Source organism: Pseudomonas sp. TYF_14 (assembly GCF_043105275.1).
Classification (GTDB): Bacteria; Pseudomonadota; Gammaproteobacteria; order Pseudomonadales; family Pseudomonadaceae; genus Aquipseudomonas; species Aquipseudomonas alloputida.
This window is the reverse complement of record NZ_JBICLK010000009.1, coordinates 1-18,595: the sequence shown is the minus strand read 5'-3', so window position 1 is coordinate 18,595 and position 18,595 is coordinate 1. Positions and strand designations below refer to the sequence as shown.

The 18,595-nt window shown below is 62.9% G+C and carries 17 protein-coding genes; 16 read left to right on the top strand and 1 reads right to left on the bottom strand.

The window, feature by feature from the left end:
• The first annotated feature begins 204 nt into the window (after window positions 1-204).
• The 16 genes from mraZ (at window position 205) to lpxC (ending at window position 18,023) form a co-directional block, all read left to right on the top strand.
• Window positions 205-660, top strand: coding sequence for a division/cell wall cluster transcriptional repressor MraZ (gene mraZ, locus ACF8O8_RS03145; protein ID WP_004575120.1), 456 nt, complete (start codon window positions 205-207; stop codon window positions 658-660).
• A complete protein-coding gene (gene rsmH, locus ACF8O8_RS03140; RefSeq protein WP_003251843.1) occupies window positions 657-1,604 on the top strand; it encodes a 16S rRNA (cytosine(1402)-N(4))-methyltransferase RsmH in 948 nt (315 codons plus the stop codon). Before mraZ ends, rsmH begins: the two co-directional genes overlap by 4 nt.
• A complete protein-coding gene (gene ftsL / locus ACF8O8_RS03135) occupies window positions 1,601-1,894 on the top strand; it encodes a cell division protein FtsL (RefSeq protein WP_010952448.1) in 294 nt (97 codons plus the stop codon). Before rsmH ends, ftsL begins: the two co-directional genes overlap by 4 nt.
• A complete protein-coding gene (locus ACF8O8_RS03130; protein ID WP_162490564.1) occupies window positions 1,894-3,639 on the top strand; it encodes a penicillin-binding protein 2 in 1,746 nt (581 codons plus the stop codon). The genes ftsL and ACF8O8_RS03130 overlap by 1 nt, the downstream gene beginning before the upstream one ends.
• Window positions 3,639-5,126 (top strand): UDP-N-acetylmuramoyl-L-alanyl-D-glutamate--2,6-diaminopimelate ligase, encoded by a 1,488-nt coding sequence (locus ACF8O8_RS03125; RefSeq protein WP_350298607.1) that lies wholly within the window; start codon window positions 3,639-3,641, stop codon window positions 5,124-5,126. The genes ACF8O8_RS03130 and ACF8O8_RS03125 overlap by 1 nt, the downstream gene beginning before the upstream one ends.
• The gene (murF, locus tag ACF8O8_RS03120) at window positions 5,119-6,486 is read left to right on the top strand and encodes a UDP-N-acetylmuramoyl-tripeptide--D-alanyl-D-alanine ligase (RefSeq protein ID WP_010952451.1); all 1,368 of its coding nucleotides are present in this window, start codon (window positions 5,119-5,121) and stop codon (window positions 6,484-6,486) included. Before ACF8O8_RS03125 ends, murF begins: the two co-directional genes overlap by 8 nt.
• On the top strand, window positions 6,486-7,568 hold the full coding sequence (mraY, locus tag ACF8O8_RS03115) for a phospho-N-acetylmuramoyl-pentapeptide-transferase (protein ID WP_003251852.1): 1,083 nt from the start codon (window positions 6,486-6,488) through the stop codon (window positions 7,566-7,568). Before murF ends, mraY begins: the two co-directional genes overlap by 1 nt.
• A 6-nt stretch (window positions 7,569-7,574) precedes the next feature.
• Entirely contained in the window at window positions 7,575-8,921 is a 1,347-nt protein-coding gene (gene murD / locus ACF8O8_RS03110) for a UDP-N-acetylmuramoyl-L-alanine--D-glutamate ligase (RefSeq protein WP_029615326.1), read from the top strand.
• Entirely contained in the window at window positions 8,918-10,132 is a 1,215-nt protein-coding gene (gene ftsW / locus ACF8O8_RS03105) for a putative lipid II flippase FtsW (RefSeq protein WP_392509231.1), read from the top strand. Before murD ends, ftsW begins: the two co-directional genes overlap by 4 nt.
• Window positions 10,122-11,201: an undecaprenyldiphospho-muramoylpentapeptide beta-N-acetylglucosaminyltransferase gene (murG, locus tag ACF8O8_RS03100; protein ID WP_392509230.1), complete on the top strand. Its 1,080-nt coding sequence runs from the start codon at window positions 10,122-10,124 to the stop codon at window positions 11,199-11,201. Before ftsW ends, murG begins: the two co-directional genes overlap by 11 nt.
• On the top strand, window positions 11,194-12,642 hold the full coding sequence (gene murC / locus ACF8O8_RS03095) for a UDP-N-acetylmuramate--L-alanine ligase (RefSeq protein ID WP_010952455.1): 1,449 nt from the start codon (window positions 11,194-11,196) through the stop codon (window positions 12,640-12,642). The genes murG and murC overlap by 8 nt, the downstream gene beginning before the upstream one ends.
• Window positions 12,639-13,595 carry a D-alanine--D-alanine ligase gene (locus tag ACF8O8_RS03090; RefSeq protein WP_020192745.1) on the top strand — a complete coding sequence of 319 codons (957 nt, stop codon included), beginning with the start codon at window positions 12,639-12,641 and terminating at the stop codon, window positions 13,593-13,595. Before murC ends, ACF8O8_RS03090 begins: the two co-directional genes overlap by 4 nt.
• Before the next feature lie 5 nt (window positions 13,596-13,600).
• On the top strand, window positions 13,601-14,470 hold the full coding sequence (locus ACF8O8_RS03085; RefSeq protein ID WP_010952457.1) for a cell division protein FtsQ/DivIB: 870 nt from the start codon (window positions 13,601-13,603) through the stop codon (window positions 14,468-14,470).
• 14 nt (window positions 14,471-14,484) lie between these two features.
• Window positions 14,485-15,747, top strand: a complete 1,263-nt coding sequence (gene ftsA / locus ACF8O8_RS03080) for a cell division protein FtsA (protein ID WP_003251867.1) — start codon at window positions 14,485-14,487, stop codon at window positions 15,745-15,747.
• Between the two features lie 55 nt (window positions 15,748-15,802).
• A complete protein-coding gene (gene ftsZ, locus ACF8O8_RS03075; RefSeq protein WP_003251871.1) occupies window positions 15,803-16,999 on the top strand; it encodes a cell division protein FtsZ in 1,197 nt (398 codons plus the stop codon).
• A gap of 112 nt (window positions 17,000-17,111) precedes the next feature.
• Entirely contained in the window at window positions 17,112-18,023 is a 912-nt protein-coding gene (gene lpxC / locus ACF8O8_RS03070; RefSeq protein WP_003251873.1) for a UDP-3-O-acyl-N-acetylglucosamine deacetylase, read from the top strand.
• 47 nt (window positions 18,024-18,070) lie between these two features.
• Here lpxC and ACF8O8_RS03065 read toward each other — a convergent pair whose 3' ends face one another.
• Window positions 18,071-18,526: a DUF721 domain-containing protein gene (locus ACF8O8_RS03065; RefSeq protein WP_003251875.1), complete on the bottom strand. Its 456-nt coding sequence runs from the start codon at window positions 18,524-18,526 to the stop codon at window positions 18,071-18,073.
• Between the last annotated feature and the right edge of the window lie 69 nt (window positions 18,527-18,595).

The window sequence follows — 18,595 nt, the reverse complement described above, 5'->3', positions numbered from 1 at the left end:
GTTTGATTTTTCTCGTGTTTTTTTCTCTCTGGCAGTCCTTCCGCATTCCCTTGTTGCGCTAAATCTCGGTCCTGTAAGGCTTTTCCTTATGAACGTGCCTTGACGGTGCTGCGGGCGGATTCCTATAGTGTGCGCAAGTGGCAGAAAGTGGGATGAAGTGGGTTTTCTGACACAAAAAAGCTAACATTGTGGGGAATCACAGCCGTGTTCCGCGGAGCCAACGCCGTCAGCCTCGATGCCAAGGGCCGTCTCGCCATGCCGAGTCGGTACCGTGACGAGCTCGACTCACGTTGCAATGGCCAACTGATCGTGACCATTGACGCCGTAGACCCCTGCTTGTGTGTTTATCCCCTCGATGAGTGGGAACAGATAGAAGCCAAGTTGCGTGCCTTGCCATCGTTGCGTGAGGAAAACCGCCGCCTCCAGCGTTTGCTGATTGGTAATGCGGTTGACCTGGAGCTCGATGGCAGTGGGCGTTTCCTGGTGCCGCCCCGCCTGCGTGAGTACGCCAAGCTCGACAAGAAGGCGATGCTGGTGGGGCAACTGAACAAATTCCAGCTGTGGGATGAAGATGCCTGGAACGCGGTTTCGGCAGCTGACCTTGCAGCTATTCAACAACCGGGCGCCATGCCCGACGAATTGCGTGACCTGATCCTGTGACCATAGATAGCGGCTTCAACCACATTACCGTCCTGCTCGACGAAGCTGTCGAGGCATTGGCCTTGCGCGCCGACGGTTGCTATCTGGACGGCACTTTCGGCCGGGGCGGACACAGCCGTCTGATACTCAGCAAGCTCGGGCCGCAAGGGCGGCTCTTGGGCTTCGACAAAGATCCACAAGCGATTGCCACGGGGCAAGCGCTGGCGGCCGAAGACGGCCGCTTTGTCATTGTGCAGCGCAGTTTTGCCGAGCTGGGTGCGGAAGTGGCAGCGCGCGGCCTGCACGGCAAGGTCAGTGGTGTGTTGCTGGACCTGGGCGTGTCCTCGCCGCAGCTGGATGACCCGGAGCGTGGCTTCAGCTTCCTCAATGATGGCCCGCTGGACATGCGCATGAACCCGGACCAGGGCATCAGTGCCGCTGAGTTCATCGCCACTGCGCCTGTGGAAGAAATCGCCCGCGTCTTCAAGGAGTACGGCGAGGAACGCTTTGCCGGGCGAATGGCGCGTGCAGTGGTCGAGCGTCGTGAGAAGCAGCCCTTCACCCGTACCGCCGACCTGGCGGAGGTGCTCAAAGTGGCCAACCCGGCATGGGAAAAGGGCAAGAACCCGGCTACCCGAGCCTTCCAAGGCCTTCGCATTCACGTCAACAACGAGCTGGGCGACCTGGAGGCTGGCCTTGAGGCTGCGCTCGATGCGCTCGAAGTCGGTGGTCGCCTGGCGGTCATCAGTTTCCACTCGCTGGAAGACCGTATCGTCAAACTGTTCATGCGCAAGCTGGTGAAGGGTGAGGCCGACAACCTGCCGCGTAACCTGCCGGTTCAGCACAAGGTCTTCGAGCCGAAAATCAAGCTCATCGGCAAGGCTCAGTTCGCCTCCGAGGCCGAGCTCAAGGCCAACCCGCGGTCGCGTAGCGCCGTGATGCGCGTGGCGGAGAAGCTGCGGTGAGCAGGCTACTTGCCAAACCCTTGCCAGGCGGAAGCTTCCTGATGCTTTTGCTGTTCGTCGGCGTGTTGGTTTCGGCCATTGCCGTGTCCTACAGTGCGCACTGGAACCGTCAACTGCTCAACACCCTGTACGGTGAATTGAACGAGCGCGACAAGGCTCAGGCCGAATGGGGTCGGCTGATTCTTGAGCAGAGTACCTGGACCGCTGCCAGCCGCATCGAGAACCTGGCCTCCGAGCAGTTGAAGATGCGCGTGCCGTCAGCTGACGAAGTCCGGATGGTGGCGCCATGATGAAGCTCGAAGGCGCACTCTACCCGTGGCGCTTCCGCGTAGTGATCGGCTTGCTGGCGATCATGGTCGGCGCCATTTGCTGGCGCATCATCGACCTCCAGGTGGTTGACCGTGACTTCCTCAAGGGCCAGGGCGATGCACGCAGCCTGCGTCACATCCCCATCCCGGCGCACCGCGGCTTGATCACCGACCGCAACGGTGAGCCGTTGGCCGTGAGTACCCCGGTCACCACGTTGTGGGCCAACCCCAAAGAGATGCAGGCCTCCAAGGAGCGCTGGCCGCAATTGGCCGCTGCGCTGGGGCAGAACCCGCAGCAGTTGATCGAGCGCCTGACCCAGCAGGCCAACAAAGAGTTCATCTACCTGGTCCGGGGGCTGACCCCCGAGCAGGGCCAGCACGTGCTCGACCTCAAAGTGCCTGGTGTGTACGGACTGGAAGAATTCCGCCGCTTCTATCCGGCCGGTGATGTGACTGCGCACATGGTCGGCTTTACCGACCTCGACGACCACGGTCGTGAAGGGGTGGAGCTGGCCTATGAAGAGTGGCTGGCCGGCGTGCCCGGCAAGCGCCAGGTGATCAAGGACCGGCGCGGTCGGCTGATCAAGGACATTCAGGTAACCAAGAACGCCAAGGCCGGGAAGACCTTGGCGTTGTCGATAGACCTGCGCCTGCAGTACCTGGCTACCCGCGAGTTGCGCAACGCCATTGCCGAACAGGACGCCAAGGCCGGCAGCCTGGTGATCATGGACGTCAAGACCGGTGAGGTCCTGGCCATGGTCAACCAGCCGACTTACAACCCCAACAACCGCCGTAGCATGTTCCCGGCGGCCATGCGTAACCGGGCGATCATCGACGTGTTCGAGCCGGGCTCCACAGTCAAGCCGATCTCCATGAGTGCGGCGTTGCAGAGCGGCCGCTGGAAGCCTACCGACAAGGTCGAGGTGTACCCTGGCAGCCTGCAGATCGGCCGCTACACCATCAAGGACGTGTCGCGCAGCGAGGGCCCGATTCTTGATTTGACCGGCATCCTGATCAACTCCAGTAACGTTGGCATGAGCAAGATCGCCTTCGACATCGGCGGCGAGGCCATCTACCGGGTCATGTCCCAGGTCGGCCTGGGCCAGTACACCGGCCTTGGCTTCCCGGGCGAACGTGTCGGCAACCTGCCCAACCACCGTGAGTGGCGCAAGGCCGAGACCGCCACCCTGTCCTATGGCTACGGCGTATCGGTGACCGCCCTGCAGCTGGTGCATGCCTACGCGGCGCTGGCCAACGACGGCAAGATGGTGCCGCTGTCGATCATCAAGGTCGACAAGACGCCGGAAGCCGTGCAGGCCATTCCGAAGGAAGTCGCCGAAACCGTTCAGGGCATGCTGCAGCAGGTGATCGAAGCGCCGCGTGGCGTCTTCCGAGCCCAGGTGCCGTTCTATCACGTGGCCGGCAAGTCCGGCACCGCGCGTAAGGCCACCGTGGGTGCCAAGGGATACACCGAAAACGCCTACCGCTCGCTGTTCGCCGGCTTCGGGCCAATGAGCGACCCGCGCTACGCCATCGTCGTGGTCATCGACGAGCCAAGAAAGGGTGGTTACTTCGGTGGCCTGGTTTCGGCGCCCGTATTCAGCAACGTCATGTCCGGCACCCTGCGCCTGATGAACGTGCCGCCAGACAACCTGCCGCCACCTGCACCAGCACCAGCCGTGCCATCACAAGTCAATGCAGCAGCCGCCAAGGGAGGGCGTGGATGATGACAATGCCATTAAGCAAACTTTTCGCCCATGCCAGCCGTGATCCGTTGATTCGCGAGCTGACCCTGGACAGCCGTAGTGTGCGCCCAGGTGACTTGTTCCTGGCGGTGCCGGGTGCCAAGGTCGATGGTCGCGAGCATATCGCCGATGCCCTGGCCCGTGGTGCTGCTGCCGTGGCCTATGAAGAGCAGGGCGCCAACGTGCTGCCGCTGACCGATGTGCCCCTGATTCCGGTCAAAGGCCTGATCGCTCAGCTGTCAGATATCGCCGGGCGCTTCTACGGTGAACCGAGCCGCCAGTTGAATCTGGTCGGTGTGACCGGCACCAACGGCAAGACAAGTGTTACCCAACTGGTCGCCCAGGCGCTCGACCTGCTTGGCCAGCGCTGCGGCCTGATTGGCACCCTGGGTACCGGTTTCTACGGCGAGTTGCAGAGCGGCCGCCTGACCACGCCCGACCCGATTGCCGTGCAATCGACCCTCAACGACCTCAAGAAAGGCGGCGCCAGGGCCGTGGCCATGGAAGTGTCTTCCCATGCCCTGGAGCAAGGCCGGGTTGCCGCACTGGAATTCGACATCGCGGTGATGACCAACCTGTCCCGCGACCACCTCGACTATCACGGCAGCATGGAAGCCTATGAGGCCGCCAAGGCCAAGCTGTTCGCCTGGCCGAGCCTGCGTTGCCAGGTGGTCAACCTGGATGATGACTTTGGTCGTCGTCTGGCGGCCGACTTCGCGCGTCGCCCAAGTGTCGACCATATCGAAACCCGGCTGCTGAGCTACAGCCTGGAAAGCCCAGAAGCCTCGTTGTTCTGCCGCGAAGCCGTATTCAGTGACGATGGCGTGCGCGCCACCCTCGTCACCGCCCAAGGTGAGCGTATCTTGCGCAGCCAACTGCTGGGCCGCTTCAACCTGAGCAACATGCTTGCCGCTGTGGCGACCCTGCTGGCGCTGGACTATGCGCTGGACGAGATCCTCAAGGTCACGCCGCAATTGCAGGGGCCGGTAGGCCGCATGCAGCGCCTGGGTGGCGGCGACAAGCCGCTGGTGGTGGTCGACTATGCACACACGCCGGATGCACTTGAAAAAGTACTCGAGGCCCTGCGCCCGCACGCTCACGGCAAGCTGTTGTGCCTGTTCGGCTGCGGCGGTGACCGTGATCGCGGCAAGCGCCCGCTGATGGCCGAAGTGGCCGAGCGCCTGGCTGACCGCGTACTGGTTACCGACGACAACCCGCGTACTGAAGATCCGTTGCGCATCTTCGATGACATTCGCCCCGGTTTCACCAGGCCTGACGACGTCGAGTTCGTCGCCGGCCGTGGCGAAGCCATCGCGCACCTGATTGCCACCGCTGCTGCCAACGATGTGATCGTGCTGGCCGGCAAGGGGCACGAGGATTACCAGGAGATCAATGGCGAGCGCCATGATTTCTCCGATTTGACCGAAGCCGAAAAGGCACTAGCAGCCTGGGAGGCTCCACATGCTTAAGCCGCTGTCACTCAGCCAGCTGACCACAGCACTGAAGGGTCAACACATCGGTGGCGACGCCACGTTCACCGGCGTCAGCATCGATAGCCGCAGTGTCAGCGCCGGGCAACTTTTCGTCGCCCTGGCCGGCCCGCGTTTCGATGGCCATGACTACCTGGCAGATGTGAAAGCCAAAGGCGCAGTAGCCGCCCTGGTCGAGCGTGAAGTAGCCGATGTCGACCTGCCGCAGTTGCAGGTGGCCGATTGCCGCCTGGCCCTCGGCCAGCTCGGTGCATTGAACCGCGCCGCTTTCGACAAGCCAGTGGTGGCCATTACCGGTTCCAGCGGCAAGACCACGGTCAAGGAAATGCTCGCCAGCATCCTGCGCACCCGTGGCCTGGTGCACGCCACCCGTGGCAACTTGAACAATGACCTCGGTGCACCCCTGACACTGCTGGAGATCGCCCCGGAACACAGCGCGGCAGTGATCGAGCTGGGCGCCTCGCGCATTGGCGAAATCCGCTACACCGTAGGCCTGACGCAACCGCAGGTGGTCATTATCAACAACGCCGGTACTGCCCATGTTGGCGAATTCGGCGGCCCGGACAAGATCGTCGAAGCCAAGGGCGAGATTCTCGAAGGCCTGGGCCAGGGCGGTATTGCCATCCTCAACCTGGACGACAAAGCCTTTGACATCTGGAAGGCGCGTGCCGGTGCGCACAAGGTCGTCAGTTTCGCACGCAGCAACCCGAAGGCCGATTTCCACGCGTCAGACATTGGTCGCGATGCCCGTGGCTGCCCGTCCTTCACCCTGCATGGCGCCGGTGAAACAGTAGCCGTGCAACTCAATGTGCTGGGTGAACACAACGTCAGCAACGCCCTGGCCGCCGCCGCCGCTGCACATGCCGTTGGTCTGAGCCTGAGCGGCATCGCCGCCGGCCTGGCTGCGGTGCAACCGGTCAAGGGGCGTACCGTGGCGCAGATCGCGCCGAACGGGGTACGGGTAATCGACGACAGTTACAACGCAAATCCCACCTCTATGTGCGCAGCCATTGATATACTCGCCGGCTTTTCCGGACGCACCGTTCTGGTGCTTGGGGATATCGGCGAATTGGGGCAATGGGCGGAAGAAGGCCACCGTCAGGTGGGTGACTACGCGCGTGGCAAGGTCGACGCCCTGTACGCAGTGGGTTCCAACATGACACATGCGGTCAAGGCGTTCGGCGCCAATGGCCGCCATTTCGCTACTCAAGCTGAGCTGATCGATGCGGTTAGCGCCGAGAATGCCAGTGACACCACTATCTTGATCAAGGGCTCGCGCAGCGCTGCGATGGAAAACGTCGTGGCGGCATTGTGCGGTGCCAGCGGGGAGAAACATTAATGCTGCTGCTGTTGGCCGAGTATCTGCAACAGTTCCACAAAGGCTTCGCGGTCTTTCAGTACCTGTCCCTGCGCGGGATTCTTGGTGTACTGACCGCGTTGTCCCTGGCGCTGTGGCTGGGCCCCTGGATGATCCGTACCCTGCAAATTCGCCAGATCGGCCAGGCCGTGCGTAACGACGGCCCGCAATCGCACCTGTCCAAGTCCGGCACCCCGACCATGGGTGGGGCGCTGATCCTGTCGGCCATCGCCGTCAGCACCTTGCTGTGGGCCGACCTGAGCAACCGCTATGTATGGGTTGTGCTGATCGTCACCCTGGCGTTCGGTGCCATTGGCTGGGTCGATGACTACCGCAAGGTGATCGAAAAGAACTCGCGTGGCCTTCCGAGCCGCTGGAAGTACTTCTGGCAGTCGGTGTTCGGCCTGGCGGCGGCGGTGTTCCTGTACAAGACGGCGCCAACCAGCGTCGAGACCACGCTGATCCTGCCGTTCATCAAGGATGTCACCATTCCGTTGGGCGTCGGCTTCGTCGTACTGACCTACTTCGTCATTGTCGGCTCGAGCAACGCGGTCAATCTCACCGATGGCCTTGACGGCCTGGCAATCATGCCGACGGTGATGGTCGGCGGCGCGCTGGGCATCTTCTGCTACCTGTCGGGTAACGTGAAGTTCGCCGAATACCTGCTGATCCCCTACGTGCCGGGCTCGGGCGAACTGATCGTGTTCTGCGGCGCGCTGATCGGTGCCGGCCTGGGCTTTCTGTGGTTCAACACTTATCCGGCGCAAGTGTTCATGGGCGACGTCGGCGCGCTGGCACTGGGCGCCGCGCTGGGCACCATCGCCGTCATCGTGCGCCAGGAAATCGTGCTGTTCATCATGGGCGGCATCTTCGTGGTGGAAACCCTGTCGGTGGTGATCCAGGTCGCCTCCTTCAAGCTGACCGGCAAGCGCGTGTTCCGCATGGCGCCGATTCATCACCACTTTGAACTCAAGGGCTGGCCAGAGCCCAGGGTGATCGTCCGTTTCTGGATCATCACCGTGATCCTGGTACTGATTGGCCTTGCAACCCTGAAACTGAGGTAGATGAGCGTGTCTTTGATCGCTTCCGACCAATTCCGCATCGTTGTCGGCCTCGGCAAGAGCGGCATGTCCCTGGTTCGCTTCCTGGCGAGCCGGGGCATTGCCTTTGCGGTCGCCGATACCCGCGAGCAGCCGCCGGAACTGGAAACCCTGCGCCGTGATTACCCGCAGGTGGAAGTGCGCTGTGGTGAACTGGACGTGGACTTCCTGTGCCGCGCCAACGAGCTGTACGTGAGCCCCGGCCTGGCCTTGGCCACGCCGGCCTTGCAGCAGGCTGCCGCGCGTGGCGTGAAGCTGTCTGGCGACATAGAGCTGTTTGCTCGCCATGCCAAGGCGCCGATCGTTGCCATTAGTGGTTCCAACGCCAAGAGCACCGTCACGACGCTGGTCGGTGAAATGGCCGCCAAGGCCGGCAAACGCGTGGCCGTGGGCGGTAACCTCGGTACCCCGGCACTCGACCTGCTGGCCGATGACATCGAGCTGTACGTGCTGGAGCTTTCCAGCTTCCAGCTGGAAACCACTGACCAGCTCAACGCCGAAGTGGCGACCGTTCTGAACATCAGCGAAGACCACATGGACCGCTATAGCGGCCTTCCGGCCTACCACCTGGCCAAACACCGGATTTTCCGCGGTGCCCGCCAGGTGGTGGTCAACCGCCAGGACGCCCTGAGCCGGCCGCTGCCGGTGGAAGGCCGTCCATGCTGGACCTTCGGCCTCAACCCGCCCGACTTCAAAGCGTTTGGCCTGCGTGAAGTGGACGGTGAGAAATACCTGGCGTTCGAGTTCCAGACGCTGATGCCGGCGCGTGAACTGAAGGTTCGCGGTGCTCACAACCAGAGTAACGCCCTGGCGGCGCTGGCCCTGGGGCATGCTGCAGGCCTGCCGTTCGAGCCCATGCTGGAGGCCCTGCGCGAATTCGGTGGCCTGGCCCACCGGTGCCAGTGGGTACGCGAGCGTAATGGCGTGAACTGGTACGACGATTCCAAAGCCACCAACGTCGGTGCAGCCCTGGCCGCCATCGAAGGCCTGGGCGCCGATATCGAAGGCAAGTTGGTGCTGATCGCCGGTGGTGACGGCAAAGGTGCTGAATTCACTGCGCTGCGCGAGCCGGTCAAGCGTTTCTGCCGCGCCGTGGTATTGCTTGGCCGTGATGCCGAGCGCCTGGCCGAGGCCTTGGGCGATGCCGTGCCACTGGTTCGGGTCAAGACGCTTGACGATGCCGTACAGCAGTGTGCCGAACTGGCCCAGGCCGGCGATGCCGTGCTGCTGTCGCCAGCATGCGCCAGCCTCGACATGTTCAAGAACTTCGAGGAACGGGGACGCCTGTTCGCCCAGGCAGCGGGAGGTCTTGCATGATCTTCGGCATCTTCAAACCCTACCCGTCGCCGCTGATCAGCGGCCGTGGCATCGACCTGGACTTCCCGATGCTCGCCGGTTGCCTGGCCTTGCTGGGCCTGGGCCTGGTGATGATCACTTCGGCCTCCTCGGAAGTGGCTGCGGTACAGTCCGGCAACCCGCTGTATCACATGTTTCGCCACCTGGTGTACGTGTTCCTTGGCCTGGTGGCCTGTGGTGCAACCATGCTGGTGCCGATCGCCACCTGGCAGCGCATGGGCTTCATGATGCTGCTTGGCGCTTTCGGCTTGCTGGTACTGGTGCTGGTGCCGGGTATCGGCCGTGAGGTCAACGGCTCCATGCGCTGGATCGGTTTCAGCTTCTTCAACGTGCAGCCTTCGGAAATCGCCAAGGTGTTCGTGGTTATCTACCTGGCCGGCTACCTGGTACGCCGACAGACCGAGGTACGCGAAACCTGGATGGGCTTCTTCAAGCCGTTCATCGTACTGCTGCCGATGGCCGCCTTGCTGCTGATGGAACCGGACTTCGGCGCCACGGTGGTGATGATGGGCGCGGCGGCGGCCATGTTGTTTTTGGGCGGGGTGGGGCTGTTCCGCTTCAGCCTGATGGTGGTGCTGGCGGTGCTGGCGGTATTTGTCCTGGTTCAGGCGCATCCCTACCGGATGGCGCGCCTTATTACGTTCACCGACCCCTGGGCCGATCAGTTCGGCTCCGGCTACCAGCTGACCCAGGCACTGATCGCCTTCGGCCGTGGCGAGTGGCTGGGCGTTGGCCTGGGCAACAGCGTGCAGAAGCAGTTCTACCTGCCTGAAGCGCACACCGACTTCGTGTTCTCGGTCCTGGCGGAAGAACTGGGCGTGGTCGGCTCGCTGCTGACCGTCGCGCTGTTCGTGTTCGTCACCGTGCGCGCCCTTTACATCGGCCTGTGGGCCGAAAAAGCCAAACAGTTCTTTGCCGCCTACATGGCGTTCGGCCTGGCTTTCCTGTGGATTGGCCAGTTCCTGATCAACATCGGTGTGAACGTCGGCCTGCTGCCGACCAAGGGCCTGACCCTGCCGTTTCTCAGTTACGGGGGGAGCTCGCTGGTGATCTGCTGCGCCTGCGTGGGCCTGTTGCTGCGCATCGAGTGGGAAAGCCGCACGCACCTGGGCAGTGAGGAGCACGAATTCAGCGAAAGCGATTTTGCCGAGGAGACCAGTCATGGCCGCTGAAGGCAAAAATGTATTGATCATGGCCGGCGGCACCGGGGGGCACGTATTCCCGGCGCTGGCCTGCGCCCGTGAGTTCCAGAATCGCGGTTACAGCGTGCACTGGTTGGGCACCCCGCGTGGCATCGAGAACGAGTTGGTGCCACAGGCAGGCTTGCCATTGCACCTGATTCAGGTCAGCGGCTTGCGCGGCAAGGGCAAGCTGTCGTTGCTCAAGGCGCCTTTCACGTTGGTCAAGGCCGTGCTGCAGGCACGGCGCATCATTCGCCAGCTCAAGCCCGTATGTGTCTTGGGCTTTGGCGGCTATGTGACCGGCCCCGGCGGCGTGGCTGCGCGGCTGTGCGGCGTGCCACTGGTGATCCATGAGCAGAACGCCAGGGCCGGTACCGCCAATCGGTTGCTGGTGCCACTCTCGGCGCGGGTCTGCGAAGCTTTCCCGAACACCTTCGAGGCCAGCGACAAACGTCGCACCACCGGCAACCCGGTGCGCCCGGAGCTCTTCATGGACGCGCAACGCACACCTTTGGTCGAGCGCCGCGCACGCCTGTTGGTGCTGGGTGGCAGCCTGGGTGCGGAACCATTGAACAAATTGTTGCCTAAGGCCCTGTCCGAGGTGCCCGCGGCGCTGCGGCCAGAGGTGTTCCACCAGGCCGGCAAGCAGCACGCACCGATCACCGCCGAGCGTTATCACGAGGCGGGCGTCGCGGCTCAGGTAGAGCCTTTCATCAAAGACATGGCCCAGGCTTATGGCTGGGCCGACCTGGTGGTGTGCCGGGCCGGTGCCTTGACTGTCAGCGAACTGGCAGCAGCAGGCCTGCCTTCGATGCTGGTGCCTTTGCCCCATGCGATCGACGATCACCAGACCCACAACGCCCAATATCTGGCCCGCGAAGGCGCTGCCTTCCTGATGCCACAAGCGACAACTGGCGCAGCGCAACTCGCTGAACGCCTGAACGAGGTGCTGATGCAACCCGAGAAACTCAACGTCATGGCTGGCACCGCTCGGCGCCTGGCCAAACCTGCTGCAACCAGCACCGTGGTCGATATCTGCCTGGAGGTGGCCCATGGTTGAGAGCCAGAAAGCCATGCCCCAGCCGAAGATGGGCCGTATTCGCCGCATTCACTTCGTCGGCATCGGCGGCGTGGGCATGTGCGGTATTGCCGAAGTGTTGCTGAACCTGGGCTATGAAGTGTCCGGTTCGGACCTTAAAGCCTCGCCGGTCACCGAACGCCTGGAGTCCTTCGGCGCTGAGATCTTCGTCGGCCACCGCGCCGAGAACGCCGCCACCGCCGATGTGCTGGTGGTGTCCAGCGCCATCAACCCGGCCAACCCGGAAGTTGCCACCGCCCTCGAGCGGCGCATTCCGGTGGTGCCGCGTGCCGAGATGCTCGCCGAGCTGATGCGTTACCGCCATGGCGTGGCCGTTGCCGGTACTCACGGCAAGACCACCACGACCAGCCTGCTGGCTTCAGTGTTCGCCGCCGGTGGCCTGGACCCGACCTTCGTCATCGGTGGCCGCCTTACCGCTGCCGGTACCAATGCGCAGCTGGGCACCAGCCGCTACCTGATCGCTGAAGCAGACGAAAGCGATGCCAGCTTCCTGCACCTGCAGCCGATGGTCGCGGTTGTCACCAACATCGACGCCGACCACATGGCGACCTACGAAGGTGACTTCAACAAGCTGAAGAAAACCTTCGTCGAGTTCCTGCACAACCTGCCGTTCTATGGGCTGGCGGTGATGTGCCTGGACGACCCGGTGGTTCGCGAGATCCTGCCGCAGGTCAAGCGCCCGACCGTGACCTACGGCTTCAGCGAAGAGGCCGACATCCGCGCCATCAATGTGCGTCAGCAGGGCATGCAGACCCACTTCACCGTGCTGCGCCGTGATCGCGAGCCGTTGGAGGTTTCGGTGAACATGCCCGGCAACCACAACGTGCTCAACGCCCTGGCGACCATCGCCATCGCCACTGACGAAGGCATTACTGACGAGGCCATCGTCCAGGGCCTGTCCGGCTTCCAGGGTGTCGGTCGTCGCTTCCAGGTATACGGCGAGCTGCCGGTCGAAGGCGGCAGTGTGATGCTGGTCGACGACTACGGTCATCACCCCACCGAAGTGGCGGCGGTGATCAAGGCTGTGCGCGGTGGCTGGCCAAGCCGCCGCCTGGTGATCGTCTACCAGCCGCACCGCTACAGCCGCACCCGCGACTTGTACGACGATTTCGTCCAGGTGCTGGGCGATGCCAATGTGCTGCTGCTGATGGAAGTCTACCCGGCCGGCGAAGAGCCGATCCCCGGTGCCGACAGCCGTCAGCTGTGCCACAGCATCCGCCAGCGCGGCAAGCTGGACCCGATCTACATCGAGCGCGGCGCCGAACTGGCACCGCTGGTCAAGCCACTGCTGCGCGCTGGCGACATCCTGCTCTGCCAGGGTGCCGGTGATGTCGGCGGCCTGGCCCCTCAGTTGATGAAAAGCCCGCTGTTCGCAGGCGCCAAGCAGGAGAAGTCGAAATGACCAGCGCCTACGACAAGCTGCACTCGACCCTGGACGTCAAGGCGTTCGGTCGCGTCGCCGTGCTGTACGGTGGCAAGAGCGCCGAGCGTGAAGTGTCGCTGAAATCCGGCGCCGCAGTGATCGATGCGCTGAGCACTGCCGGCGTCGACGTGGTTGCCATCGACGTCGGTGACGACCTGCTCGCACGCCTGCAGAGCGAGAAGATTGATCGCGCCTTCATCATCCTCCACGGCCGTGGCGGTGAAGACGGGAGTATGCAAGGTTTGCTGGAGTGCCTGGGCATCCCCTACACCGGCAGCGGCATCCTGGCTTCGGCGCTGGCGATGGACAAGCTGCGCACCAAGCAGGTGTGGCAGAGCCTGGGTATTCCCACGCCACGCCACGCGGTGCTGGCGAGCGAGAGCGATTGTTTGCAGGCTAGTACGGAACTGGGCTTCCCGCTTATCGTCAAACCCGCCCATGAAGGCTCTAGTATCGGCATGGCCAAGGTGAACAGCACCCAGGAACTGGTCGCCGCCTGGCAGGACGCCGCCAAATACGATTCCCAGGTACTGGTGGAGCAGTGGATCCACGGCCCGGAGTTCACCATCGCGGTACTGCGCGGCCAGGTGCTGCCGCCGATCGCCCTGGGTACGCCGCACGTGTTCTACGACTATGACGCCAAGTACATCGCCAACGATACCCAGTACCGCATCCCGTGCGGGCTGGATAGCGTCAAGGAACAGGAACTGATCGACCTGACCGCGCGCGCCTGCGATGCCATTGGCATCGAAGGCTGGGGGCGGCTGGACGTGATGCAGGACGAGCAGGGCCGGTTCTGGCTGCTCGAAGTCAACACCGCACCCGGCATGACAGATCATAGCCTGGTGCCCATGGCGGCCCGCGCGGCCGGCCTGGACTTCCAGCAACTGGTGCTGGCAATCCTGGCCGAAAGCGTGGCGACGCGAGGTTAATAACCATGCAAGGCGCGATGATACGTCAGCAGCAACCCGTTACCGGCCGTAGCAAGCCGGTGCCGCGTGGTGCCAGCCGGCTGGTGGCCGACGAGCCCGTATCGGCGCGCCTGCCCCGGCCAAGCCTGGGCGGCCTGAAGCGCTTGCTGTGGCCGGTGTTGCTGGTGGCGGCCGGCTTTGGTGCCTACGAGGGCGCCGTTCGCCTGATGCCGTACGCCGACCGCCCGATCAGCAAGATCGATGTGCAGGGCGACCTCAGCTACATCAGTCAGCAATCGGTGCAGCAGCGTATCGCGCCCTACGTGGCGGCGAGCTTCTTCAGCGTCGACCTGCCGGCGATGCGCGCCGAGCTCGAGCAGATGCCGTGGATCGCCCACGCCGAAGTGCGCCGGGTGTGGCCCGACGAGGTGGTGATCCGCCTTGAAGAGCAGCTGCCGGTGGCACGCTGGGGGGACGCAGCCCTGCTCAACAACCAGGGTCAGGCTTTCACCCCGCGCGAGCTGGCCAACTATGAGCACCTGCCGCAGCTGGCCGGGCCGCAGCGTGCTCAGCAACAAGTCATGCAGCAGTATCAGGTATTGAGCCAGATGCTGCGCCCCTTGGGCTTTTCCATCGCTCGCCTGGAGCTGCGCGAGCGAGGCAGCTGGTTCCTGACCACCGGTGCGAGCAGTGCCGGGCCAGGCATCGAGTTGCTGCTGGGGCGCGATCATCTGGTGGAGAAGATGCGCCGTTTCATTGCCATTTACGACAAGACACTCAAAGACCAGATCACCACTATCGCCCGCATTGATCTGCGTTATTCCAACGGACTTGCCGTTGGTTGGCGGGAACCGATTGCACCGACGACGGCCCAACCCGCCGTTGCGAAGAATTAGAGAGAGGCAGGACCATGGCAAACGCGCATAGCGGCAAAATGATCGTCGGGCTGGACATTGGCACCTCCAAGGTGGTGGCGCTGGTGGGCGAAGTGGGCGAAGACGGCACCCTGGAAATCGTCGGGATCGGTACCCATCCGTCCCGTGGCCTGAAAAAAGGCGTGGTGGTGAACATCGAGTCCACCGTGCAGTCGATCCAGCGCGCCGTGGAAGAGGCGCAGCTGATGGCCGGCTGCCGTATCCACTCGGCGTTCGTCGGTGTGGCCGGTAACCACATCCGCAGCCTGAACTCTCACGGCATCGTCGCCATCCGTGACCGCGAAGTCAGCCTGGCCGACCTGGAGCGCGTACTCGACGCCGCCCAGGCCGTGGCGATTCCGGCCGACCAGCGCGTGCTGCACACCTTGCCGCAGGACTACGTGATCGACAACCAGGAAGGCGTGCGCGAGCCGCTGGGCATGTCTGGCGTGCGCCTGGAAGCCAAGGTTCACGTGGTCACTTGCGCAGTCAACGCCGCCCAGAACATCGAGAAGTGTGTGCGCCGCTGCGGCCTGGAAATCGACGACATCATCCTCGAGCAGCTGGCTTCGGCCTACTCGGTACTGACCGATGATGAAAAAGAGCTGGGCGTGTGCCTGGTGGACATCGGTGGCGGCACCACCGACATCGCCATCTTCACCGAGGGTGCCATCCGCCACACGGCGGTCATCCCGATTGCTGGCGACCAGGTGACCAACGACATCGCCATGGCCCTGCGTACCCCGACCCAGTACGCCGAAGAAATCAAGATCCGCTACGCCTGTGCCCTGGCCAAACTGGCTGGCGCTGGCGAGACCATCAAGGTGCCGAGCGTGGGCGATCGCCCACCGCGCGAGCTGTCGCGCCAGGCCCTGGCCGAGGTGGTGGAGCCACGTTACGACGAGCTCTTCACCCTTATCCAGGCCGAACTGCGCCGCAGTGGCTACGAAGACCTGGTGCCCGCCGGCATCGTCCTCACCGGCGGCACCGCGAAGATGGAAGGCGCCGTCGAACTGGCCGAGGAAATCTTCCACATGCCGGTACGCCTGGGCGTGCCGCACAGCGTTCGGGGGCTGAGCGACGTGGTGCGCAACCCGATCTATTCCACTGGTGTGGGCTTGCTCACCTACGGCCTGCTGAAGCAGTCCGAGGACTTGGCCCTGACCGGTAACAGCAACAGCAGCAGCAACAGCTATGGCGATGAACCGAAGGCCCCAGTGCTTGAACGCTTCAAGAAGTGGGTCCAGGGCAACTTCTAAGTTTCAAAGCAGTAGTGGTAGGCGCAACAACTAGAGAACTGTAAGGAGAGGGAAAATGTTCGAGCTCGTAGACAACGTCCCGCAAAGTCCGGTCATTAAAGTGATCGGCGTTGGTGGTGGTGGCGGCAACGCCGTCAATCACATGGTCAAGAGCAGCATCGAAGGCGTGGAATTCATCTGCGCCAACACCGATGCCCAGGCGCTGAAAAACATTGGCGCGCGCACCATCCTGCAATTGGGCACGGGTGTGACCAAGGGCCTGGGTGCCGGTGCCAATCCGGAAGTCGGCCGTCAGGCCGCGCTGGAAGACCGTGAGCGCATTGCCGAAGTGCTGCAGGGCACCAACATGGTGTTCATCACCACCGGCATGGGTGGCGGTACCGGTACCGGTGCAGCGCCAATCATTGCCGAAGTGGCCAAGGAAATGGGTATCCTCACCGTTGCAGTGGTGACCCGTCCGTTCCCGTTCGAAGGCCGCAAGCGCATGCAGATCGCCGATGAAGGCATCCGCATGCTGGCTGAAAGCGTCGACTCGTTGATCACCATCCCCAACGAGAAGCTGCTGACCATCCTGGGCAAGGATGCCAGCCTGCTGTCCGCCTTCGCCAAGGCTGACGATGTACTGGCCGGTGCCGTACGCGGTATCTCCGACATCATCAAGCGCCCAGGCATGATCAACGTCGACTTCGCCGACGTGCGCACCGTGATGGGTGAAATGGGCATGGCCATGATGGGTACTGGCTGCGCCAGCGGCCCGAACCGTGCGCGTGAAGCCACCGAGGCAGCTATCCGTAACCCGCTGCTGGAAGACGTCAACCTGCAGGGCGCCCGCGGTATCCTGGTGAACATCACCGCAGGCCCGGACCTGTCGCTGGGTGAGTACTCCGACGTGGGTAGCATCATCGAAGCCTTCGCCTCCGACCACGCGATGGTCAAGGTCGGCACCGTGATCGACCCGGACATGCGCGACGAACTGCACGTGACCGTGGTGGCCACTGGTCTGGGCGCACGCATCGAGAAGCCTGTGAAGGTGGTCGACAATACCCTGCAGACTGCCCAGCAGGCGTACGAAGCGTCCAATCCTGCGCCGGTGCGCCAGGAGCAGCCAGCGGTCAACTACCGTGACCTGGAGCGCCCGACCGTCATGCGCAACCAGGCGCATGCAGGTGCTGCCGCAGCCGCTAAACTGAACCCTCAGGATGACCTGGACTACCTCGATATCCCGGCATTCCTGCGTCGTCAGGCTGATTAATGGAATTTATCAGGGGTATAAAGGTGATTGGTATTCATCAAAGGTTGGGTCTGTTATCATCCCCAGCCTTTGTTGATACCTGTTCGCAATTTGCGCTGAAGCGGCCAATGCCATGATTAAACAACGCACCCTGAAGAATACCATCCGTGCCACAGGTGTCGGTCTGCACTCCGGGGAGAAGGTTTACCTGACCCTCAAGCCTGCACCTGTTGACACCGGCATCGTCTTCCGCCGCGCCGACCTCGACCCTGTGGTCGAGATCCCTGCGCGTGCGGCCAACGTCGGCGAGACAACCATGTCGACGACGCTGGTCAACGGTGACGTCAAGGTCGATACGGTCGAGCACCTGCTCTCCGCCATGGCGGGTCTGGGCATCGATAACGCCTACGTCGAGCTCTCCGCCTCGGAAGTGCCGATCATGGATGGCAGCGCCGGTCCTTTTGTATTCCTGATTCAGTCTGCCGGCCTGGAAGAACAGGACGCAGCCAAGAAGTTCATCCGCATCCTGCGTGAGGTAACCGTGGAAGAGGGCGACAAGCGCGCCACGTTCCTGCCTTTCGAAGGTTTCAAGGTGAGCTTCGAGATCGATTTCGATCACCCGGTGCTTCGCAACCGGACCCAGAGCGCCAGCGTCGACTTTTCCAGCACGTCGTTCGTGAAGGAAGTCAGCCGCGCGCGTACTTTTGGTTTCATGCGTGACATCGAGTACCTGCGCAAGCACAACCTTGCGTTGGGTGGCAGTGTCGAGAACGCCATCGTGGTCGATGAGGACGGTGTGCTGAACGAAGACGGCCTTCGTTACGAAGACGAATTCGTCAAGCACAAGATCCTCGACGCCATCGGCGATCTGTACCTGCTGGGCAACAGCCTGATCGGCGAGTTCAAGGGCTTCAAGTCCGGCCACGCGCTGAACAACCAGCTGTTGCGCAAGCTGATTGCTGAAACCGATGCCTGGGAAGTGGTCACTTTCGAAGATGCCAGTACGGCACCGATCTCGTACATGCGCCCTGTTGCGGCCGTGTAAGTTCGAACACTCTCTAGTTCATTAAGGCCACCTTCGGGTGGCCTTTTTTATGGCTTGCCCTGAGCGTGGGCAGCCAACCGTTCCAGTGCTGCGCGCAGTTTGGGGTCGGTAATGCCCTCGGCGGTGTCGCGCAGGCTCTCGGCCGCGCTGTTCGAAAGCTCGGCAGCATGCCCGCCACGCTTGGCCGGCACCAGCGGCGGCTGCACCTTGTACAGGATGCGCCTGAGGTTGCCGAATGCTTCCATGGCCTGCAGTGCCGCCAACAAGCGCTTCTGCTGGTAGCGCAGGCGGGTGGCCCAATGGCCGTCGGTTACCACCAGCAACAAAGTGCCATCGCGCCAGGACGCCACATGGCAGTGCTCGCGGGCAGCCGGTTGCAACTGGCTTTCCAGCAGGCGCTGCAAGTGTTCCAGGCGCTCGGCCTGGTTCAGCAGCAGGCGCAGCGGGCGCACCTGGCGCAGCAGGGCGGAGGGCGGCTGGGCGGGGGAGGGTTTGTAGGCCATGGAGGTACGCGTGAGGTGACGTGGGCACAGTCTAACATCTCCGTTGCCTGTACCGGCCTCTTCGCGGGT